The 21,487-nt window shown below is 51.5% G+C and carries 18 protein-coding genes and 1 pseudogene; 7 read left to right on the top strand and 12 right to left on the bottom strand.

Annotated features, from left to right (window positions below; all coding sequences use genetic code 11):
- Positions 1-191 precede the first annotated feature (191 nt).
- Positions 192-1,475: a GIY-YIG nuclease family protein gene (locus J2I47_RS07650; RefSeq protein ID WP_207363984.1), complete on the top strand. Its 1,284-nt coding sequence runs from the start codon at positions 192-194 to the stop codon at positions 1,473-1,475.
- A 216-nt stretch (positions 1,476-1,691) separates the two neighbouring features.
- Here J2I47_RS07650 and J2I47_RS07645 read toward each other — a convergent pair whose 3' ends face one another.
- The 10 genes and pseudogenes from J2I47_RS07645 to J2I47_RS07600 all read right to left on the bottom strand — a co-directional run bounded on the left by J2I47_RS07645 (position 1,692) and on the right by J2I47_RS07600 (position 12,894).
- Positions 1,692-2,660 carry a sugar phosphate isomerase/epimerase family protein gene (locus J2I47_RS07645; protein WP_207363983.1) on the bottom strand — a complete coding sequence of 323 codons (969 nt, stop codon included), beginning with the start codon at positions 2,658-2,660 and terminating at the stop codon, positions 1,692-1,694.
- Between the two features lie 137 nt (positions 2,661-2,797).
- Positions 2,798-3,253: a hypothetical protein gene (locus J2I47_RS07640; RefSeq protein WP_207363982.1), complete on the bottom strand. Its 456-nt coding sequence runs from the start codon at positions 3,251-3,253 to the stop codon at positions 2,798-2,800.
- A gap of 510 nt (positions 3,254-3,763) precedes the next feature.
- A pseudogene (locus tag J2I47_RS07635) lies at positions 3,764-4,090 on the bottom strand (helix-turn-helix domain-containing protein); the annotation flags it as partial.
- A gap of 7 nt (positions 4,091-4,097) precedes the next feature.
- Positions 4,098-4,790 (bottom strand): HD domain-containing protein, encoded by a 693-nt coding sequence (locus J2I47_RS07630; RefSeq protein WP_229374385.1) that lies wholly within the window; start codon positions 4,788-4,790, stop codon positions 4,098-4,100.
- A gap of 197 nt (positions 4,791-4,987) precedes the next feature.
- Positions 4,988-6,502 carry a TolC family protein gene (locus J2I47_RS07625; protein WP_207363981.1) on the bottom strand — a complete coding sequence of 505 codons (1,515 nt, stop codon included), beginning with the start codon at positions 6,500-6,502 and terminating at the stop codon, positions 4,988-4,990.
- Positions 6,480-9,725: an efflux RND transporter permease subunit gene (locus J2I47_RS07620; RefSeq protein ID WP_207363980.1), complete on the bottom strand. Its 3,246-nt coding sequence runs from the start codon at positions 9,723-9,725 to the stop codon at positions 6,480-6,482. Before J2I47_RS07620 ends, J2I47_RS07625 begins: the two co-directional genes overlap by 23 nt.
- Before the next feature lie 34 nt (positions 9,726-9,759).
- The gene (locus J2I47_RS07615; RefSeq protein ID WP_207363979.1) at positions 9,760-10,896 is read right to left on the bottom strand and encodes an efflux RND transporter periplasmic adaptor subunit; all 1,137 of its coding nucleotides are present in this window, start codon (positions 10,894-10,896) and stop codon (positions 9,760-9,762) included.
- 39 nt (positions 10,897-10,935) lie between these two features.
- Positions 10,936-11,346, bottom strand: coding sequence for a GreA/GreB family elongation factor (locus J2I47_RS07610; protein ID WP_207363978.1), 411 nt, complete (start codon positions 11,344-11,346; stop codon positions 10,936-10,938).
- Between the two features lie 85 nt (positions 11,347-11,431).
- Positions 11,432-12,115, bottom strand: a complete 684-nt coding sequence (locus tag J2I47_RS07605; protein ID WP_207363977.1) for an MCP four helix bundle domain-containing protein — start codon at positions 12,113-12,115, stop codon at positions 11,432-11,434.
- A 605-nt stretch (positions 12,116-12,720) separates the two neighbouring features.
- The gene (locus J2I47_RS07600; RefSeq protein ID WP_207363976.1) at positions 12,721-12,894 is read right to left on the bottom strand and encodes a hypothetical protein; all 174 of its coding nucleotides are present in this window, start codon (positions 12,892-12,894) and stop codon (positions 12,721-12,723) included.
- Positions 12,895-12,963: 69 nt separating this feature from the next.
- On the opposite strand from J2I47_RS07600, the gene J2I47_RS07595 reads away from it, so the two are divergent.
- The 5 genes from J2I47_RS07595 to J2I47_RS07575 all read left to right on the top strand — a co-directional run bounded on the left by J2I47_RS07595 (position 12,964) and on the right by J2I47_RS07575 (position 16,705).
- Positions 12,964-13,941 (top strand): hypothetical protein, encoded by a 978-nt coding sequence (locus J2I47_RS07595; RefSeq protein WP_207363975.1) that lies wholly within the window; start codon positions 12,964-12,966, stop codon positions 13,939-13,941.
- Between the two features lie 51 nt (positions 13,942-13,992).
- Positions 13,993-14,346, top strand: a complete 354-nt coding sequence (locus J2I47_RS07590) for a tellurite resistance TerB family protein (RefSeq protein WP_207363974.1) — start codon at positions 13,993-13,995, stop codon at positions 14,344-14,346.
- Between the two features lie 44 nt (positions 14,347-14,390).
- Positions 14,391-15,098, top strand: a complete 708-nt coding sequence (locus tag J2I47_RS07585; protein WP_207363973.1) for a TerC family protein — start codon at positions 14,391-14,393, stop codon at positions 15,096-15,098.
- 21 nt (positions 15,099-15,119) lie between these two features.
- A complete protein-coding gene (locus tag J2I47_RS07580; RefSeq protein ID WP_207363972.1) occupies positions 15,120-15,998 on the top strand; it encodes a YitT family protein in 879 nt (292 codons plus the stop codon).
- 71 nt (positions 15,999-16,069) lie between these two features.
- Positions 16,070-16,705: an MCP four helix bundle domain-containing protein gene (locus J2I47_RS07575; RefSeq protein WP_207363971.1), complete on the top strand. Its 636-nt coding sequence runs from the start codon at positions 16,070-16,072 to the stop codon at positions 16,703-16,705.
- A 29-nt stretch (positions 16,706-16,734) separates the two neighbouring features.
- Here J2I47_RS07575 and J2I47_RS07570 read toward each other — a convergent pair whose 3' ends face one another.
- On the bottom strand, positions 16,735-17,271 hold the full coding sequence (locus J2I47_RS07570; RefSeq protein WP_207363970.1) for a hypothetical protein: 537 nt from the start codon (positions 17,269-17,271) through the stop codon (positions 16,735-16,737).
- Between the two features lie 47 nt (positions 17,272-17,318).
- Complete coding sequence (locus J2I47_RS07565) at positions 17,319-20,891, bottom strand: NACHT domain-containing protein (protein ID WP_207363969.1); 3,573 nt, start codon at positions 20,889-20,891, stop codon at positions 17,319-17,321.
- Between the two features lie 160 nt (positions 20,892-21,051).
- Here J2I47_RS07565 and arr point away from each other — a divergent pair, with 160 nt between their 5' ends.
- Positions 21,052-21,480: an NAD(+)--rifampin ADP-ribosyltransferase gene (gene arr / locus J2I47_RS07560; protein ID WP_207363968.1), complete on the top strand. Its 429-nt coding sequence runs from the start codon at positions 21,052-21,054 to the stop codon at positions 21,478-21,480.
- Positions 21,481-21,487 lie beyond the last annotated feature (7 nt).

The following is a 21,487-nucleotide window of genomic DNA, read 5'->3' as shown; positions in this document are numbered from 1 at the left end:
TATCAAAAAAAGGGTTGATAGGCAACAACTTCGTACTACCTTGTATCAAAAAAAAGATGCGCAACCCCGATGCCAGCCTGTACCAAGCCTGGTTGCAGGTAGGCCTTAACCGACAAGATCAGTTGATTCATATCAGCGAGTCGCCCCGAGGGGAGGCTTGTGGGGTAGTATGTCCTTACTGCCGTGGGTCTTTGACCGCAAAAAAAGGCCGCATCAAGGTGCATCACTATGCGCACGTAGCCAATAGCTGTCGGCCACCAATCCCCTATTTTGATTTTTGGGCAACCAACATCGATGAGACGACTTGGCCGCTAGATGAATTTGCCCAGCGTCATGCTCAGCAGCTTTTGGCCGAACAACAGCGGTTGGATGAGCAACACACGAACGCCCAAACCAACTGGCAACGAATCAAAAGCTTAATGGCTGAGTTGCTCGACATCCTGGGCGACGTATCGCAGCCCTACAAAACCGGGACCCGACCGGCAAACCGGCAGGCTAATTTTGAAATACTGACCGATGTGCAGGCATTTTTGGAAAGTCTCTCCGCTGATCGGGGACCAGTGCCAGCCCTATACAAGGTGCGCCACAGTCAGTTTAGTGGCTATTGGAATCTGGATTTAAAGCCAAGGAGATGGGGCAGCTTCTCCGACTGGGGCTGTGCCGTTTCGCCCGGTCAGCTTTGGCAGGAGGAGCTATCCGGTATATCATACATAATTCCGTCGAAGCTTCGTAAGCATTACAACGCTCTGATTGAGTATCACCGCGCTTACAATGAACTGACCGATCTGACGACGGAGCACGATGCCTTCGAACGGACATTATCGCGATTCATCTCCTTCAACTTTTACTTTCTGCGCGTGGGCTTGCCTTCAGGTACGTTGTACAAGTCCGGCGTAACGAGTCGTCCGCTGCCCGAGCGACTAGTCGAGATTGAGCGTGACCTTCGTTCATTAGGGCCGGTCACTATCGAGCCGTTAGCCCATGTGAAGCAGGTGGGCTACCTGGAAGCGTATTTTAAACGAAAATACGCCCCATACCAACACGCATTGAGTACAGCCAGCGGTCCTTTAACTGAGTATTTTGACTTGCCACCCGATGAGGTAACGGATATTGTGATTGCCCTACGGTCGTTGATGCGAGACGACGTTGCTCCAGCTGAGCCAACGACTCGGTCAGAGCGGGTTCGGGCTGGCATGCGGCGGGCACAAGCATCGGGTAAAATGTTAGGCCGACCTAAAGCACCTGAACGTACCGATGCGTTTTTGCAGAAGACGAAATCGCAGACGATCACGCAGCTTTTACAAGCTGGTCATTCGCTCCGTGAGATCGAACGGCAGACTGGCTTTTCTATCAATACCATTCGCAAAGTCAACGAGACGTTTAAAGCCCCCAACGTACCATTTGTCAGATCTAATCCAAGCCAAGCGGGCCAGACGGGGGGTCAATGCGGTAGCGGACGAAGTAAACGGTGGTGATCCCAATGGGGTAGCCAAGCCCAGTTCCATTGACAGAATCGAAAATGGCTACGAACCTGCTGCTGACTTACTGCTAGCCTTATGCCAGTGGCTTGGGGTGACCCCGTCCCAATCGAAACCGTTTAAGCAGCGGATAGTGGTGAAACGGCCAGTTTAAGTGAAAAACTATAGGACATATTTCTGAGCGCAATTTTTGTTACAGCACCAAAATGCCCCTCAAGCCAATATTTTTTTAAGATTGGCAATACTAGTTGTAATACTTCGGAGCGGATTTTCAGGTAGATCTTGCTCGACAAAGAAATGCTTGAGGCCAGCTGATTTGGCGTACGGAAAGATGTGCTTGTAATCAACAATCCCGTTGCCGACCTCGGTGATAGAAGTCTTATCGGCTTTAATGTCCTTAATGTGCCAGAGTGGGTAGCGGCCAGGATAATTCTTAAAGAGCGTTTCAAAATTTTGTCCCGCTTTTGTGGCCCACGCCAAATCAAGCTCCATTTTTACCAGCTCTTTATCGGTATGCTCCATGATATAATCAAAGGGGCGGTGGCCTTCTACCAGGTCGAACTCAGTGGCATGGTTATGATACACGAATTGAAGGCCTGCTTTTTTGGCCGTTTCCCCAGCTTTATTGAACACATCTACGGCGGTCTTAATTTCATCTAAGGTGCCCACTGGAATTGCCGAACAGACCAAGTAGTCAACTCCCCCTTCAGCTGCATTGTCGACTAATAACTGATCGTTGTTTTTCAAGTTTAGTCCGCCGGCTCCATTTGCCACTTGCCGGGCATATGCCTCAACCTTGAGCGTATCGTCATGGGTTTTGGGCTTCATGTAGCTGTAGAGATCCGCCTTACTCATTTTCATCGGTGCCCCGCTTACGTGAGCGGAACGCCAACGAAGCCCCATACTTTTGAGCAGTTGGGAAAAATCCTTGGGTTTGTAGCCATATAAACTATTCTCTGTGACACCAACGCTTTCAATTTCCTGATAACCGATGGTCGCTATCTTGTGTAAAGTGGCTTTGGGATTTTGTTTAAGTAAATCGCCCACAGTGTATAACTGCAAGCCGATTGGCCAGCGATTGGTCTTCAGTGAGACGAAGGATGTGTTGCCCGGAAAAGGTAGTAGCAAGCTGGCTAAAGTCGCCTTGCTTGATTGTAAAAGAAATTCGCGTCGAGAAGCCATTGCAGCAGGTTTTTATGAGATGGGTACGTTGGTCAACAGTACGAAGCGTCCCTTCCATAGAAGCGATCATAAAGGGAAGAATGAAATCCATTAACATACCGTAATTCTTTACATATTGTCAACAAGCACTGGTTGCCTTATACCGGCAAAATGGGTAGGAGCAGACCCGTTAGCATCACCAAGCCATCGAGGTAGACGTAGTACCAGTAGTCCGATAACCGTTTGGTAACCCATCGGGCTGTCAGAATCAACAAAAGCATTGGCAGGCTGATGCATATTACCACCCATCCGCCAACTCCTCCCACGTAAAATGCTACGGTTGCTGCGGAAAAAAGCAGTACGATGCTCCCGAAAAATCGGTCGATTTGCGGCTCTGTCAGCATTGACACAATGGTTAGCCAACGTGACTGGCCATCATCGGGGCGGTCGCGATAATCAAACCAAAGACAGACGGCATAAATGAACAGAAAGCGATTCGCCAACCACGCTGACCACAGCAACGTGCTTAGTGAAACGGGCGAGGAAGCCATCAAAATTGGCAAGGCAGCGGTGGTGTAGGTCCAGATAGCAGCCAGGTACGCCGTTTTGAGCACGGCTATCCGGCGTAATACTTTGAACTGCCCATCTTAGGGGCTGTGTAAAGGAACGTCAAGACGACCACCGGCACCAGCTCGAGCCAGTACTGCTTTAAGCTCAGTAGGTATCACCCACCCGGCACCACTGACAGTAGTAACAAAGCCAAAAGCAACCAGCGGTGTTGGTCGTTCCAGAGAAGCCGTTCAGACCTCTTCGCTAATTCCGTCGAAGGCAAAGATGTCAGATACCAGTGTAGCGAATAGCTACCCAGCGTCCCGATAAAGACAAATGGCAGCAGGGCGTCAGGTAACTCTAGGGTAAGCAACCGGGCCGTCGTTCAGGCCATTACTACGGCACAAAGGGCGATGTAGCCGTTACTGTACACAAACCATCGGAAGGCGGTTTCCAGCCAGCGAAGAGGTAATCTAGTCATGCCAAAGTAACCATCCTATCGAGCATACGGTACGACCGTGATCCAGTTATTTCCAATCCAAGCAACGTACCAACATCAACGCGCCACTTAAATATCAGTTACTATGAAATCTGCGGTAGTCATTTGGCGATTGCCCAACGCGCTGTTTGAAGAGGCGCATGAAATGCTGAGGATATTCAAAACTCAACTTGTAGGCGATCTGACTAACCGATTTGCTTTGGTCGAAGATCTGTTCTTTGGCGGCTTCGATCACCTTCGATTGAATGTACTCCTGCGCCGTATGGCGTGTTTCCTTCTTGATTAAATCGCCGAAGTAGTTGGCCGACAAATTCAGTTCGCTCGCACAGTAGGCAACTGAGGGTAGACCAGTTGTCTGCGGCTTATCGGTTTGATAATATGCGTTCAAGAGCTGCTCGAATTGTTTACATTCACTCTTTTTTCAAAATTCCTTTTTCAACGCTGTCATTTAGTAGGCGCTCTGCATACTCCCAAATAGGAGAAGAGCCATAGTTGATAACCTGCTTTTTCTGGTAAACCTTGTCGAAATCTACTCCAAATTCATTCCAAGTGCCACCATTATTTGAGACATTTTGAAGCAGCGGCTCTAACCGGTCCATTGCCCTGGCAAATTTGGCTTCATCCGTTTTTTGTTCTTCGAACTCCTCCCAAATCGCTATTAATTCATTGGCTTGGTCGCTGGGAAGCAGGCCAAAAATTCGCTCTGCCGCCTTCCTTTCCTCTTCGGTGTTATCGTGACTTTTTTGAAGATCATAGATGAATGTGTCTCCTGCGTCAATCTCAACTACATCATGGATGAGAAGCATTTTCACTACTTTCAGCACGTCGATAGGCGAGTTGGAATGCTCCGATAGTATAATAGCCATCACTGCCAGATGCCAACTATGTTCAGCATCATTTTCAGGCCTATCGCTATTAAATAATTTGGTTCTACGTACGATGTACTTAAGTTTATCAATTTCCTTAATAAACTCGATCTGCTTGAGTATTTGGTTAGCTTGCATATCACCTATTTTTAGGTTAAGGTAATCTTCTGCGTACAGTTGGAATGGAATAGGCCTCAAAGAACCTGGGATAATCTTATCGAAGGACACGTGACTCATCGTTTGAAGATCAGTTGACCGCAACGGCGAACCGTGAGACATCCGCTCCGGCGTCCCCGTCCGTTTCTGCCAAGCTACCTCACGTGACCAGGTTTATACGGAACGGCAAAACTACTAAAACGACGAATTGTACGGTCCGCCGCGCGGTACGTTTCTGTCAAAACACCCAATTATGCTGACTCCTAAATACGTCTTGTCTACTCCCAACCACCTCCCAAACTGCGGTACAGGCTCGTCAATGACAGGAACTGCGCTCGCTTCGTGTTGATTAAGGCTAGTTCGGCTTCCAGCACACTGCGTTGGGCGGTAATCACTTCCAGGTACGTCGCATAGCCGCTACGGAACAAGTCATTGGCGGTGCCTACCGCGTTGCTCAATGTTTGCACTTCCTCAATTTGCAAGTCGGCCACCTGACGGTAGTTTTCTACGCCCCGCAACTGGCTGGTCACTTCGCTAACACCATCGACAATCGTTTGTCGGTACCGATAAAAAGCCTCGCGGCTCTGGGCTACCGATCCGTTGTAGTTGGCCCGAACAAATCGTCGGTTAAAAACTGGGGCCGATAAGCCGCTCAACAGCCCAGCAGCCACCGAAGCCGGGTTGACCAACGTACCAAGCCGAAATGTATTTAATCCCAAATAACCCGTCACGTTTAAGCTGGGCAAGAACTCGGCCCGCGCTACGTCCACGTCTACTTGGGTTGCCTGTAGTGTCCGTTCAGCCTGACGAATGTCGGGCCGACGAAAAACCATCCGGGCGGGTAAGCCCGTTGCCACCTGACCAGGCAGTTCACGGCTTTGCAGCGACCGTCCCCGCGCAATTGGCTGCGGATAACGGCCCAACAGTCGGTTTAGCTCGTTTTCAGCTTCGATGATTTGCTGACGGACCTGCCCCTGCCGGCTACGGGTGTTCAGCAATTGAGCTGCAAACTGTTGAACGGCGAGTTCCGTAACGCGCCCGGCTTGCTTTTGCACCCGGACCAGATCAAGGGCATTACGTTGGTAGTCTACGTTCTTTTGAATGATTTCCAGCTCACCATCTAAGGCCAGCAACGTGTAGTAGTAGCGGGCTACTTCGGCGACCAGTCCCGTCACGATGGCATGGCGGCCTTCTTCGGAAGCCAGCAAGCGAAGATACGCGGCTTTGCGCTGGTTGCGGAGCTTACCCCAGATGTCTACCTCCCACGTACTACGGGCACCGACGAAAAAATCCGGCGTGGGGTTTGGAATACGCCGACTGCCATCAATGTTGGGCGACAGGTTCGTGTCAAAATTGCCTACCCCGTTGAGCGTATTCTGCCCGTATCGATCAAGGCCCGCCGAGGCAACCGCATTGACCTGCGGAGTCAGAAAGCCACGCGTGTAGTCGAATGTAGCTCGCGCCTGCTCGATGCGCTGCGTGGCGATTCGCAGATCCAGATTGGCCGTCAAAGCCGTGTCGATGAGGGCCGCTAATTCTTTATCGTCGAAGAATGTTCGCCAATGCCGACCAGCAATGCCGGTGGAGTCGGCAACGAAGGATAATTGATCGGACTGCGCTGATGTACCAGTCGCTGTGCCGCTATCAATGTTGGTGCCAAATGTGGTCGGAATAGGTTGCTGGCTTGGGGCCAGCATGGCTTTGGGTACCTGGCAGCTACTCAACGGCAACAGGCCTACTATCAGTAGTTGGACACTTAGTCGAACGGGTTTAAGAATGAACTGTGGTTTCATTAGCTTGATGACGTTGAGACGTTGTAGCTTGGTTATCAGAGACCTGATTCGGCGAAAGCATGATTCCGGCGTTTTGATCTGGTATGTCCGCTTCGGCGGCAAGATCGTCTGACGCTTTCGTGCTGAAGCGTTCGCCGATTTTAGTGAAAAACACGTATAGGCCTGGAATGATGACGAGGCCGAATACCGTACCGATGAACATGCCCCCGGCGGCTGCGGCCCCAATGGAACGGTTGCCCAGTGCACCCGCCCCCGATGCGATACAGAGCGGAATCAGCCCGGCAATAAAGGCGAACGAAGTCATCAAAATGGGGCGCAGGCGCGAGATGGCTCCGTCAATGGCCGCGTTCACAATCGACAATCCGTTCCGGCGTCGTTGCTCGGCAAATTCGATAATCAGAATCGCGTTTTTCCCCAAAAGTCCGATCAACATCACCAGGGCCACCTGCGCGTAGATGTTGTTTTGCAGGCCCATCAGGTATAGCAAGCCAAACGCGCCGAAGATACCCGTTGGCAACGACAACAGCACTGGCAGCGGCAGCAGGACACTTTCGTACTGCGCCATCAACAGGATGTAGACGAACACCAAACAGATGGCAAAAATGTAGATGGCCTGATCGCCCGAAATGATTTCTTCCCGCGTGATACCCGACCATTCGTACCCAAACCCCCTGGGCAGTTCGTTGGCGGCCACGGCCTCAATGGCTTTGATCGCATCCCCGCTGCTATAGCCGGGGGCGGCATCACCGTTGACCATCGCTGAGGTGTACATATTGTAGCGCGTAAGCTGTTCGGGGCCGTATACCCGCTCCAGCCGCACAAAATTGCCGTAGGGTACCATCTCGCCCTGCTCGTTTTTAACCCGCATGTTCAGTACGTCGTCGGGTTTAGTGCGGTAGGCGGGATCGGCCTGTACCATCACTTTGTACATCTGGCCGAAACGGATGAAGTTCGAGGCATAGAAGCTGCCCATCAGCGTTTGCAGGCCCCCCATTGCATTATCAACTGATACGCCCTGCTGAGCCGCTTTCTCCTGATCAACGTGCAACATATACTGCGGAAAGCTGGGGTCAAAATTGGTAAAGGCATCGCCGATTTCAGGCCGCTTTTTCAGGGCCGCGATAAAGCGGTTGGTGGCTGCGGCCATCTGGCCCAAATCACCGCTCTTGCCCCGATCCAGCAGCCGAAGTTCAAAGCCGCTGGCGTTACCAAAGCCTGGCACGGTAGGCGGGGGGAAAAATTGAATCGTAGCATCGGTGACGGTCTTAGCCTTTTCGCTCAGGCGGTCCATCAGTGCCTGGATCGACTCCCTACGCTGATCCCAGGGTTTGAGGTTAATCATACCCATGCCATAGGAAGCCCCCGCCCCGTCGGTGAGTAAACTGAACCCCGCTAGGGTCGAGACATTTTCAACGGATTCTTCTTCCGACACAATGGCTTCGATGGCATCCAGCACCTGTTCGGTACGGGCGACGGTGGCTCCCGGTGGTGTTGTCACGTTGACGTACAGCATCCCCTGATCTTCCGTCGGAATAAAGCCCCCCGGCAGGATCGTGGCCATGCCCCACGTACCTGCCACAAACAGGCCCAACAACCCCCACGTCACCGCTTTGCGGCCAACGGTACGGGTCAGTAATCCTCGGTAGCGGAGGGTCAGCGCATCAAAGCCCCGGTTGAAACGGGCAAAGAACCGGCCCAGCAGCCCTTTCTGTTCGCCGTGCATGGGTCGAAGCAGCAGCGCGCAGAGGGCAGGCGTAAGCGTCAGAGCATTGACCCCCGAAATAACAATGGCAATGGCCAGCGTGAGCGAAAATTGCCGGTAGAAAATACCCGCCGGTCCCGACATAAAGGCCACCGGCACAAATACCGCCGACATCACCAGCGTGATTGAGATGATAGCCGGGGCTATATCGCCCATCGTGGCGAAAGCCGCCTGTCGGGGAGGTAAACCTTCCTCCATTTTGGCGTGAACGGCCTCGACCACCACGATGCCGTCATCAACCACAATGCCAATGGCCAGCACCAAGGCAAAGAGCGTCAGCAGGTTGATCGAAAAGCCGATCATGCCCATGAACGCGAACGTACCTACCAAGGCCACCGGCACGGCCAACGCGCAGATCAGCGTGGACCGCCAATCCTGTAAAAACAGAAACACGATGATGAATACCAGCACAAACGCCTCAAACAAGGTGTGCAGCACGGCCTCAATGGACGCGTCTAAAAAACGGGATACGTCGTAGGCGTAGTTGTAGGTCATGCGGGGCGGAAACGAGCTTTTTTTGAGTTCGTCCATCCGCGTTTTTACGTTGGCGATGACCTCGCGGGCGTTGGAGCCGGGCCGCTGCTTGAGCATGATGGCTGCCGAGGGTTTCCCGTCCGTTTTGGACAGAATACCGTAGTCCTGCGACCCAAACTCGACATCGGCTACGTCCTTAAGTCGGAGTAGCGACCCATCGGGGTTTTTGCGCAGTACCAGGTTTTCATATTGTTTTGGTTCGAAGAACTTGCCCGTGTAGCGAAGCACATACTGTAGCGTCTGCGGGTCGCGGTCGGCACTCTCGCCCGCTTTGCCGGGGGCCGCTTCCACGTTCTGCTGCCGAATGGCCTCTACCACCTCTGCCGCGGACACTTCGTAGACCGTCATCCGATCCGGTTTGAGCCAGACGCGCATGGCGTAATCACGACTGCCCATAATGGCCGCGAACCCAACCCCGTCGATGCGCTTCAGCTCCGCCAGAATGTTGATATCGGCGAAATTGTAGATGAATTTTTCGTCTACGGTGGGGTCTTCGCTAAACACGTTAAGGTACAGCAGCATACTGTTGACCTCCTTCTCGGTCACCACGCCCGCTTTGATGACCTCAGTGGGCAACTCATCCAGCACCGTCGTGACGCGGTTTTGCACGTTCACTGCCGCCAGGTCGGGGTCAGTGCCCACCTTGAAAAAGATGGTAATGATGGTAGTGCCGTCGTTGCCCGATATGGAGGTCATATAGGTCATGCCCGGAACCCCGTTGATAGCCCGTTCCAGCGGAGTAGCCACCGCCTTCACACTAACATCGGCGGAGGCCCCGGTGTAGCGGGTCGTGACAGTTACCGAGGGAGGTACGATGTCGGGGAACTGGGTAACGGGAAGCCCCGTCAGGGCTAATATGCCCACCAGCACAATGAGCACCGAGATGGCCGTTGATAGCAACGGTCGTTTAATGAAGGTATTTAACATAACGGTTTGAGTAGGGAAGGGTACGTTCTTTACGCTACCGGGCTGCCGCAAAGAGTGCGCGGACGCTATCGGCAGACATTGGTCGAGGAGTTACGGGCATACCGTCCCGAAGTTGCTGTATGCCCTCATAAACTACCCGGTCGCCTACGTATAGACCCGATTTGACGACGTAGAACTGATCGATTTGGCTTTGGGGAACAAACGAGCGGGTACGTACCTTGTTGCCGCCATCCACTACATACACGAAGTGCTTATCCTGTACCTCAAAGGCGGCCTTCTGCGGCACCAACACCGCATCATCTACGTCGGTAGTCAGCCGTATTTTGCCAGTAGCCCCGTGGCGTAGCAGCCGGTTGGGATTAGTAAATGCGGCCCGGAACGCGATGGTGCCGGAGGTGCCCTCGAAGATGGTCTCGGTCGTTTCAATCTTACCCTTGTACGGATAAAGCGATCCGTCGGCTAGTAGCAGTTCTACCTCCCGGACGGTAGCCTGTTGGGGATCGCGCCGTTTGCGGGCGAAGGCCAGATACTCCTTTTCAGAAATGTTCACATAGGCGTACATGCGGCTCAGATCGGAAATGGTCGTCAGCAACGCCCCCTGATCAATCAGGCTGCCGCGTTTAAGCGGAATTCGGTTGATGACTCCGTCGAAGGGCGCACGGATGCTCGTCAGCGACATCAGCAGCCGGGCGTTCGACAGCGCCGCCTTGGCCTGATCGATGCCCGCCCGGGCGGTGGTCATCTTGGCCCGGACGAGCTTAAGCTCAGTGGGCGAAATAACGTTTTTATCAACAAGCAGTTTGACCCGCTCCAGCTCTACTTCTGCCGACTGTTGCTGGGCCTGAGCATTTTCCAAACTGGCCTGAGCCTCGGCCACCTTCACTTGGTATTCAGCTTGGTTGAGCTGGAAGAGCAACTGACCCTTCCGCACGGGTTGTCCCTCGTCCACCAATAGATTATCTAAATAACCAGCTACACGGGCGCGGATTTCTACGTTCTGCACGGCTTCAATGTGGCCTGCGTAGTCGTGGTCGATTTCAGTGTCCTGCCGGATAAGCTGCACAACCGGTACGAATGGCTTGTCAGCTTTTTTCTTATCTTCTTTTTGCTGGGTGCAGCCAACCAGTATCGCACTAATGAGTAGGGTATTCAGGCTTGTTATAGCGGTCATAAGGATAAACGTCGGGAGAAGGGATAGTTGTCGGCTTACTTAATTGGTCAAGTCGCCGGCTGCTTCTGGTTGATAGAGAATTTGACTAATTCGGACGTTTACCGAACCGAAGGGAGTAGGTAGACTGATTATGGCCCCCTGTTTGTAGCCAAATAGAGCAGTAGCCAAGGGTGCGAAAATGGAAATCCGGTTTTGTGTGCTGTCAGCTTCTTCGGGGTAAACTAGACAGACATCCAGTTTTCGGCCCGTCTCGACATACTCCAGGGTTACTACCGACCGCATGGTGACGACATTTCGCGGCATTTTGACCGGGTCTAACAGAGTCGCGGCATCAATGCCTCGCAATAAGTTTATTACTTGCAGTGGAGAGATTTTGTCGTTGGTTTTAGCTTGTTCGACCCGCTCTTTCAAGCGTTGACAGTCCAATTTGCTGATGATTCTGTTCACCATGATTTCGTTCGGTTTATTCGTAGGCGATATAGTTGCTGCATTCACAACCAACGGCTTTTAGAGTAGGCTCTGTTAGCGGAGGCTGTTAATTAAGTTGGTACGACGGTGGTTCCTGGTTCAGTAATGTCGCCTTGTGCAGTAGTCCCAATATCACCAAGCCGACGATGAGCGAAATGGCCATTAGCAAAGTTACGTTAAGCGATCCTCCAGCGGCCATCCGATGAGCCTCCTTCACCGCTTTCAAGCCTGTTTCGGTCTGAATTAGACCCAACGTCTGGATTGCCTGAACGCTGTGTTTGTGCACTAGCGTGCCCGGCCCGTAAAAAACCTGACGCGCTTTAGGCAACTGATTGTCAGACAATAAGACTTGAATTGACCGCTCAAGGTTTTGGCCATGTTTCCATTTCTTCTTGAGTGCATTCAACCAGGTTGTCTCGCTTGCCGTTAGTTTTGTTTTTTCGTACTGATTAATCCGCTTTTGAATTTGCCGGTCATGCCGCTCTAGTTGCCTGGAAAGCGCAACAGATGAGGAAGGCGATTCAGTCACGAATTGATTTTCCAGCAGTAGCCGTTTGGCGTGTAAACTCTCGCTGATATAGATCAAATCTACAGCGGGCTGCAAACGATCTGCCTGAAGAGAGCTCACCGTTTGGTCTAACTCCCGCACTTCACGTTTTAAGCTGATAGCCGTGAAAAAGATGATCAGCATGAGGCTGAACAACAGTCCGGCTGCCTTGAGCTTTTGTTGTCTGATGAACGACCATTTCATAAGGTTGAGGAAGAAAATAATACGTATGATAATTTTTCTCGATTACTCATTAATCCGGTAGAAGAGTGGGTTCTGCCCGTTGCCAAGGTTTGTGCTGACGACACCAACGCAATAGCTGAATACGCTCAACCACAGACAGATAACAGAGCAACTTTCGCAGTTCTTTGCGGAAAAGATTTTTGTCAAAGCTAACTTTCCGAAGCACACATTGACTATAATCGAACCAAGACATAGGAGTAGGAATTTAGAAGAAAACAGTGCGTGTATATAGCTGATCCACCCGCTTTCACTAGCGTTGGTTGAGCAGTAAGGGTAAACATGTGCTAGCTAATGGTAGCGAGCTAAGGCATTGGCAAGGTTTGACTAGTTGCTCATCTCTAAGTTGTTGCTGGCGGTGGCTCTCTGCCCAAAAACAGATCAGGAACACACCGACGAAAGCAACTAGATAGGCCAGGGGTAACCATGTGATCGACACTGACTGTTTGTGTGTGTAAGTAGTATGAAAGATTTGCATGCTGATTACCAGTTTAGGAACGCTATATGACTCTGCCTGACTATCTATAGCTACGAGTGCTTAAAAGCCGCTATATAGGTTGATCGAATCGCTAAATGCCTAGCCAGTCGATTCGATAATCGTTGACTGACGGCGTCGCCATCACCCTTTGACCAGTACGTAGCTTCCAATACGGGTAACTCAGCGCGGCGGCTCCAACACCGGCCAGTAGAGTGATGAATATGGCCGCGCTGGCGTACTTATGCTTCAAGTTCTGATTGTCCATGATCGTTGAATTTTGATTTGTAATTTTATGAATGTAAATTTACAACTGTAAAATTGAAAACGCAAATTTATGACCTATATAAGTTCTCAACCTGAACTATCGACCGATTGGAATGACATCTGCTTTCCCGTGGAGCCAGTGTTGTTGAGCGATCTACTTCCCGACTACGATATCATTGCTACGGATCGTCAGAAACTGATCGTGGGCCATCCGACGGGAGGGCGCAAAACCCTGTTTGGCATCCAAAGTGCCGACTACACGATTATTCCCAACAGTGCCATCCGAGAGGTAGTCGATGAGTTGATAGCAGATTATCAGCTCCTCATCAAGCACACCAACACGGGTGAGTTCAGCATCAGTATCATATTGCCCACATCGGTGTCCGTTGGTAGCGAACAGTTGCAACGAAGTCTAACCATTACCAACAGCTATAATGGGAAGACGCCTTTCGGCATTCAGGGCCAATCGCTGACGGCCCTTTTAGACCCCTTAACGCACCTGGGCAGCAGTGTGTATCGGAACGTTTGCCAGAACGGTCTGCTGGGCTGGGCTGATGCCTTTACCGACTTACCCACCTACCAGACCTGGTTAGGACAGGGAGCCAAAGGCCCACAGAAGATGTCGGCCACGAAGGCCTCGCCAATACCGCTCCGTCCACAACGGGCCACGGCTGACATTCGTAAACTCCACCAAAGTGCCATTACCATTCCCCTTTTTCAGCAGCAATTGCGCGAATTGCTTGCCGATCACTTAACGACCGGGATTACGCTAACAGCCAGTGTGTATGATCACTTTCAGCAGACGAACATGACCGGCAGTCACGAGCATGTCCTGCGTGAACTGCCCGTGCCGGTACAGTTGATTAAGCAGGCGCGGGAGCGCCTTCGGCTGGAGGAACGAATGTTGAATTCACCGCCTTCATGCTGGCTCTTATACAACGCCGTCAATTACGCCCTCTTTACCGCCCGCAGCAGCCTGACGCTAAATGACCGCTACCGTCTCGACGAGCGCGTGTTCCATCACCTGGCCGCTCAGGCGTATGCTTGAGCAACAGGAATCTTGACTACTTATTTAAAGCCATTTATAAACTCAACTGTTATGTACTCACCGGATGTCGCGATGGGATTAGGCAGTATCGTCTATGCCCTCTGCAAATTAGACGGTCAGCTTCACCGAGAGGAGACGAAGCTGGCCTGTGAACTGCTGGCTGACTGGCCCTACAGCGATTTAGCCATTTGCGCTATGTTCTTACGGGATAACGTAGGCGAGTCTGCCGAAGAAGCCTGTGCATTCGGCCTGCGCCGGATGGCCGACAAACGTGTTGAGATCAGTAAAGAAACCAAGAAGCGGTTTATTAATTTGCTGTTGCGGGTAGCAAGGGCACACGAGGGTGTATCACGAGAAGAGCGGGCTTTTATCCGACAGTTTTGGCGGGAACTACAACAGTTGTAAGGAGGAATGTACCCTCGCAATAAGCAAAACCTAATGACATCCTTATGGATAGCATCACCCAACTAATTCCCTTACTTACTCTGATTGTACTAGAGACTATTCTGGGCATTGACAACGTCATTTTCATCTCGATATTGGCTGGTAAATTACCCGCCGAGCAGCGAGATCGGTTTCGGTACTGGGGTCTTGGACTGGCCATGCTCATGCGGCTTGGTTTGCTAACGCTGCTGGCCTGGATTATGCAACTGAATACAACGTTGTTTACTATAGGAGCCATCGATATTAGCGGCAAAGGACTGATTTTGCTAGCCGGTGGACTGTTTCTCATCTACAAGAGTACCGCCGAGATTTATCATTACACCGAATTAGGTGACGAAGCCAACGCGCCGAATACGACCAAAAACTCATTTCGCGACCTTCTGCTTCAGGTTCTGATTCTTGACTTGGTGTTTTCACTGGATTCAATCATTACGGCGGTGGGCATGGTCAATCAATTGTGGGTGATGTATACAGCAATTGTCGTGTCGGTAGGAATTATGTTGGTGGCCGCCAAGCCCATTAGCGACTTTATTACCCAGCACCCATCGTTCAAGATTCTGGCCTTATGCTTCCTGCTCATCATTGGCATGTCGTTGGTGGCCGAGGGGCTGCACGTCGAGATTCCAAAAGGCTATATCTATTTCGCTATGGCGTTTGCCTTCTTGGTGGACGTGATACAGATGAAGACTATTCCAAAAGCTGGTCGCCAATAGATCAATTTGAACCCCCAACCTATGAATCAGCCGACATCAACAAACTTTGCCAAAGTGCTCAAAGACAGTTTCCTGATCCTGTTGGGCATTGCCAGTGCGGGCTTTGGTTTAAAGGGTTTCTTGCTGTCGAGCCATTTCATCGACGGGGGAGCCACGGGCATCTCGATGCTTCTCAACCAACTTACCGGTCTCTCGCTGGCGATCTTACTGCCCCTGATTAACCTGCCCTTTATTATAATGGCCTACCGACGTATCGGGCGGGGGTTTGCCCTGCGTAGCGTAGCGGCCATCGCGGGGCTTTCCCTCTGTCTGGCCGTAGTGCCCTTTCCCGATGTGACACCGGATCGCCTGCTGACCGCCGTGTTTGGTGGGTTTTTTATCGGTGCCGGCATTGGCCTGGCTATGCGGGGTGGGGCCGTGCTCGACGGGACTGAAGCCCTGGCCCTGCTGATTAGCCGGCAGTCACGGCTGCTCAAAGTGAGCGACGTGATTCTATTACTAAACGTCGTCATCTTCCTGACTGCCGCCCGCTTCTTGGGTGTAGAGTCCGCCTTGTATTCAATGCTCACCTACTTTGCTGCCTTTAAAACCATTGATTTTGTCGTTACCGGCATTGAGCAGTATACGGCGGTGCTGATCGTGTCGCCGCACTACCAGACCATCCGGCAACAGATTCAGGCGCAGGGCTGGGGAGTAACCAGCCTGAGTAGTGAGCAGGGACATGGTCACCGGGGAACGAGCGATCAGCCTCTTGATGCGCTCTACGTGGTCGTCACCCGCCTGGAAGCTGCCCGGCTGCTGGATCTGGTCGAGGCTATTGACGAGCAGGCTTTCATCAGTCAGTCGACGTTAGAGAATGTGGTCGGTGGCAAAGTGAAAAGCATGCCATTACATGGATAAACCGGCTGACTGTAACAACCCTTTGTTGCACCAAAGTAGGTGTTTGTACAATACTAAATCAATCTACTCCAATGGCACAACCAGATAACAAACGTTCTCTAGTACGCTCTATTTTATTGATTGTCAGCTTGATAGGGCTGATCTTGACCAGCATTTTTTTGAGCCGTCGCGGTGTGCATGATATTCAGCAAGCATCTGCATCTATCTACAAAGACCGGTTGGTGCCTACCGGTATGTTGGTCAATTTAACGGCTGCTGTTTACAAAAAACGACTCCTGTTGGAGACCTACGTGTTGGCTACTAACAAACCAAATATGGGATTGATCAAGTCAACGCTTGATCGGTTCAATCGACGAATCGATTCGCTGGTAACTGAGTTTGGACAAACTGAATTAACAGTCAAAGAAGCGGACCGATTCAAGTTGCTCAAGCAACGGCTGACTGTTTATAACCAGTTAGAAAGCGAGATCACTACGAACCTAATCAACCAACCGGCGGCGCAGCAAGCCATGTTTGCTGGCAGCGGTAGTACGACTTTCAGTCAATTAGCTGAGACTCTGGACGAATTGGCAGCTATACAGCTTTCCGTAGGAGAAGAGCTGTCAGAGGAGTCGAGAGGTGAAGTAAAGTACATCTATGTCCTATCGGCGATACAGATAGGCTTAGTTTTAATGATTGGACTAAGTTTGCTCTGGCACCGCATATAAATCTAATTCAAGTTGCTTACGGGCCACCGCTACGGTATCCATGTTTCTAACCCGACCAAGGCCTCTGGTAGGGTTGCACAATCAACCTTCTGTAAATAGTACTCCTGCTCAAAGAGGGCCAAATTTCGGCGCAACTTTGCCTGATCGGGGTGAGTTGGGTACGTCTGCAAGAGGGTATCCAGATCTGCATGAACCGCCTGATACAGCCCCTCTTTGGTGATCGTTAGTTCTTTCAGGCAGTGAACAAAGATGTCGATGGGTTCGTCGAACCGATCCGTTTCGATTGTCTCTTGGAAAGCGAAGTGGATCAACTCGGCAAAAAGTAAGGTCGCTTCTGTTGTTGGTAGCCGTCGGATATTTAATAAACGGTCATACGTTCGGGGCAGGCGATGATTGGTTTTGACCCAATCAACGTAGAATTGCAAGCCCTCAATAGCCCCAACATTAATAAGCAATTTCATCACCCGAAAGTCGTCAGAGGCGACTTGTTGATTACCAATCAGTTTAAGCAGAAACTGGCTGATCCGTTTGGCAAACCCAGGCAGTTCGGTCAGCTTCTCTAGCAAGGTCCAGCTAAAGTCTTGTTGTGGATCGAAGGTGCGGAAGATGAACGTCAGTTGGGCGAGATCACCCCCAAGTCTAGGTAAAAGCTCAGTAGCCGTTCCCGGTTATGCGTGCTGTAATGCTGAACATCCTGAAGGGCAGCCTTCAAATAAGGTAGGGCCGCCGTAACGCCCAGTTGGTGGCACAACTGGAAGTGGTTCATCTGGAGGATCGATGCCCGGAACGGTCGCGCCAAATTTTCCACTAACCGCTCCGCAACGGCCTGTTGGTCGTTGAGTTCATCAATCACCTTAGCCGAAAGCGACCGTTCGGTTCCTTTCTCTACCCAGTCCAAGCCATAGAAATCCGTGCCCAACATATTGAGCAGCACCGACCGGTCAAAGGTTACGGGGGTCAGTCGATAAAACTCCGACAAGTCCCATTCCAGCCCCTTCTGGCTAGTGGTTGGGCCAGTATCAGTCGCAGTCTGCTGAATGGATGCCCAAAAGTCAGCGCGGTGGATGTTGGCCTGACACCAAGCGATAATTCGCTCCAAATGGTTGTCTGGTAACGGTAAGGCGTACTTATTATGCAGCCGGTTGAAGAGTTCATTGAGTACGTATTGTTCCCAATGGGCTGTTAACCAAGCTACCTCTTCCTGCCGGTTGACCGTTTTAGCAGACGAATCCCTAACAGTTAAAAAGTGAATGACTACCTCGTTATCCAGATCCTCCCACTCGCGCCGGTAGCGGTAGAGACGTTCCACATCAATTGTATCGGCTTGGTAGTGGTCAAATACCAGCTCAACCTGCGCGATGAATAAGGCCTGATCGGCTAGCAGTTCGTAATCCCGTTCTTTTCGCTGTTGCCGCCTTATCTCTGGGTCAGGAGCCAGTGAAAAGTCATCACGGCCAACCGCATGGGCCGCTACTCGTAGGGTTTCAGCGAGGTCGTAGCGTTGGTTGACGTTGAGGCCATGAATCACGCATCGTACCTGCTGGTCGGTGAGCGTACCTTGTCGATACTGATTGACGCATTGGTCTAGGATAGCGTCGGTGACGACTTTACCTAAGAGCGAGTCGTGATACCAAGCGGTACGCCCTCTGAGTAATGACCAAAAAATTCGTTCCTGCGTCTGGGTCAGCTCAAAGAACAGGGCGAGGTCTTTGGCGAAATCTTCGGACCCTATCTTGGTGAACCGTTTGTATAGCCGGGCCACTTTACGGTAAACGCGTCGATCAGTCGCGTAGGCCTCAGCCAGACGGCGACCCAGTCGGGCAAAAAAATCATCATCGCCGTATGATTTGTAGCGAAACAAGCTGTCGTTATGATCTAATTCATTGGCGTGTCGGATGAGGTAGGTCAATAGCTGGAAGAGGGAGGCAGGTTCTTTGAGCTGCGTGAGCAGCCGCCGTAACGTCCAACCAACGCCCATGTACGACGTACCGTGATGTTTTCGGTATCGCTGATAGACATTGACCCCTTCCAACAGAAAATCAAGATACGCATCGGCTTGATTGGTCTGTTGGAGGTAGCTATAGATGTCGGAACGGATACGAACGGAATCCAGATTGGGCATGTCTCCCGTCATTAAGCGTGTCATGGTCGGGCTGCTCAGCCCTAAGTTGACGGCCACCTCGACGGCCAGTTCCTGTCGGTGCTCGTTATCGTTGAGCAATTCGGCTTCCACCAAATCAATGATTTCCGGTTCGAAACCAAACATGGCAGTCCGCTCGACTTTGGACATATAATACAGGCACTCATCGCTCCACGGCAAGTCGGGTTGCGCGCACTGTTCCAGTAGATACGCGATGACCTGACTATTCTCACTAATATGGGCGAAGTCAATTAAGCGTTGATCGTAATACAGGCGATGGCGCGGAATGCGATCCATTTGTTGCATCACGCGGACAAATGCTCCAAACCGTAGCTCATCCGTAAAATGCTGGTATTCAATGGTTAATAGCAGTTGCGGTTCCCGCTCGCTGACTACCGCCAATAATTGAGCGAGTTGGGGGGAGTTGGCGGGGAGTAGTTCCAGCCAGAGGCCAATGGTGTTGAACCACTTGGGTTTCAGTCGCTCGTAAGTTGGTCGAAAGGCTACTTCTTGAATCGCCCGCTCAAACGGTTGTTCCGCTAACAGCAAGGCCGAGAAATATTCCTGCACGATGGTGTGTTCAAAGCTGACCCGCTCGTCGATCAGGCGGAGCAGCGACAGCTCACGACAGTGCTGTTGGGCTTGAGAGTCAGTAACCAAGCGGCTCCAGTCAGGGAGTGAAAGCGACGTAACCCCTAACCGATTCATCACGAACGCAATGCGCTTGAGCAGCCGGTGATATGAAGCTGCCGCCTGCGTATTTCGATGATGCTGTAGATCACGAGTGATGCGTTGTTCGACCACCCTGGCCAACAACTCGACCCTAGTCTTGGGTAGGCTATTGGGGTCTAGTTGATAGAAGATGACAAATTGAATAAGACTGAAGGGGTTCGTCAACCATTGCAATAGCCCTTCATCGGCCAACAATTCCTGAAAGCCCGGAAGCTCGTCGGGCCGTAACACCTGCCGGACGTATGCCTCAATATCGGCTTGATCGAACTCGTGCAACGAATAGGCCAGAAACTCGTCAAACTGAAGCTTTTCGTTGGCGAAATTAGTGCGGCAGGACAGCACCACATGACAGGTTGGGTATTCGGCCAGCAAGGCATGTACCTGACGAATGAACCGCTCCCGCTCGCCGGCTTTGACCTCGTCGAGGCCGTCTACCAACAGCAGCAGCCGGTCTGCCGGTATCTGTTGCCAGTTCGGTTGCCAACGATCCAACCAATCTCGAAGCGGTTCATCGCCGTAATGCTTCAGCGACAGCAAGATCGGAAAAAGGATGGTACCCTGTTGTTGAGCGAAAAAGTGAGCCGCATACTGGAGTTCAGTGGATTTGCCGATACCAGCGTCGCTACGCAGGAACAAGCGAACAGGCTCAGCTCCAGCCCCTTCTAAGAGCAGGGTCGTTAGTGGTTGAGCCAGGCGTGAGGTGCCCGCAGGGTAAACGGGTTCGGGTCGTAACGCTCGCTCAACGAAGGCGGGTGGGCAGGTGTACTCCCGAAGTTGTACAGGCCTGGCAAGGCTGGAAACCTTGTCTGGTCCGCAGAACGCTTCGACCCACCAGTGGCCTCTGCAACCATCGAAGAACTCCCAAACGAGTTGGGGTTGCTGTTTTAGCCGCGCATCTAAACCAGGCTGATCCCATGAAACGAACTCAATGTCGAGTGCTCGCAATCGGTCTCGCTGCTTAGTCAGTTCCTTCTCATACGGTTCGTCAATGTGAGCTGATACGCACAAAATGAATTTCTTCGAGCACTCAGCCCAAGTTTTGGTCAAAAAGAGGTCAACTGCTTTGCGGATCTGGCTTGCCGTGAAGGCGACATGGCGTTTGCATTGAAAAGCGATATACTTCCCGTCTGTCGGATCGTAGGCATAACCATCAATTCCTTCCTGATCATGTCCTTCGCTTAGATACAGGCGGATTTCTGTCGCTTGCGGCTCTGTTGCGGCCACTAACCGCCGACATAAATGCTCAAAGAGGCCCCAGCTAAGTTCATCATAAGGTAGTTGTTGGCGAAGCGGGGTGACGGGAGGGGGAATCATAATCGTACTGGGCACTGTGGATGGGCTACTTTTCTTGGCTGTTATTAACCCCTTAAGTTAAACAACAGTCGTCTACAAGCTAGTTACTATTTTACCGCATTACCCCGACCTAGCTACGTTCTTGCCGATATTGGTAGGGCTAGATAACTGACAGACAAGCATGCAACTCAACAACCAACCGGCTCCAAGTCCTTTTGCCCAAACCTACTTTCACGGCACGAAAGCCAACCTAAAGCCGGGTAGTCTGATTGAAGCGGGCTACAACTCCAACTTCGGGCAGCGAAAAAACGCCGCGTACATCTTCCTTACGGCAACGTTGGATGCGGCAATCTGGGGGGCTGAACTGGCTTTGGGTGAAGGACCAGAACGCATTTATCTAGTCGAACCCACCGGCCCTATCGAAAATGACCCGGATCTGACTGATAGGAAATTCCCCGGCAACCCGACCCAATCGTATCGCTCTAAGCATCCCTTCCGAGTGGTGGGCGAGGTGACGAACTGGCAAAGCCATCCGAAAGAGCAGGTTGCGGCCATGAAAGAAGGACTTGACCGATTGAAAGCACAGGACATCAACTCATTGAATGACTAAGTTTGAC

The sequence above is a fragment of the Fibrella rubiginis genome (assembly GCF_017353185.1).
Classification (GTDB): domain Bacteria; phylum Bacteroidota; class Bacteroidia; order Cytophagales; family Spirosomataceae; genus Fibrella; species Fibrella rubiginis.
This window is presented reverse-complemented; position numbering and strand designations above follow the sequence as displayed.

Bases quoted from the DNA above. Each gene is read 5' to 3' on its own strand.
- J2I47_RS07610 (WP_207363978.1), bottom strand. From the start codon at position 11,346: ATGGTGAACAGAATCATCAGCAAATTGGACTGTCAACGCTTGAAAGAG.
- arr (WP_207363968.1), top strand. From the start codon at position 21,052: ATGCAACTCAACAACCAACCGGCTCCAAGTCCTTTTGCCCAAACCTAC.
- J2I47_RS07565 (WP_207363969.1), bottom strand. From the start codon at position 20,891: ATGATTCCCCCTCCCGTCACCCCGCTTCGCCAACAACTACCTTATGAT.
- J2I47_RS07615 (WP_207363979.1), bottom strand. From the start codon at position 10,896: ATGACCGCTATAACAAGCCTGAATACCCTACTCATTAGTGCGATACTG.
- J2I47_RS07645 (WP_207363983.1), bottom strand. From the start codon at position 2,660: ATGGCTTCTCGACGCGAATTTCTTTTACAATCAAGCAAGGCGACTTTA.
- J2I47_RS07605 (WP_207363977.1), bottom strand. From the start codon at position 12,115: ATGAAATGGTCGTTCATCAGACAACAAAAGCTCAAGGCAGCCGGACTG.
- J2I47_RS07585 (WP_207363973.1), top strand. From the start codon at position 14,391: ATGGATAGCATCACCCAACTAATTCCCTTACTTACTCTGATTGTACTA.
- J2I47_RS07625 (WP_207363981.1), bottom strand. From the start codon at position 6,502: ATGAAACCACAGTTCATTCTTAAACCCGTTCGACTAAGTGTCCAACTA.
- J2I47_RS07630 (WP_229374385.1), bottom strand. From the start codon at position 4,790: ATGAGTCACGTGTCCTTCGATAAGATTATCCCAGGTTCTTTGAGGCCT.
- J2I47_RS07590 (WP_207363974.1), top strand. From the start codon at position 13,993: ATGTACTCACCGGATGTCGCGATGGGATTAGGCAGTATCGTCTATGCC.
- J2I47_RS07575 (WP_207363971.1), top strand. From the start codon at position 16,070: ATGGCACAACCAGATAACAAACGTTCTCTAGTACGCTCTATTTTATTG.
- J2I47_RS07580 (WP_207363972.1), top strand. From the start codon at position 15,120: ATGAATCAGCCGACATCAACAAACTTTGCCAAAGTGCTCAAAGACAGT.
- J2I47_RS07620 (WP_207363980.1), bottom strand. From the start codon at position 9,725: ATGTTAAATACCTTCATTAAACGACCGTTGCTATCAACGGCCATCTCG.
- J2I47_RS07595 (WP_207363975.1), top strand. From the start codon at position 12,964: ATGACCTATATAAGTTCTCAACCTGAACTATCGACCGATTGGAATGAC.
- J2I47_RS07600 (WP_207363976.1), bottom strand. From the start codon at position 12,894: ATGGACAATCAGAACTTGAAGCATAAGTACGCCAGCGCGGCCATATTC.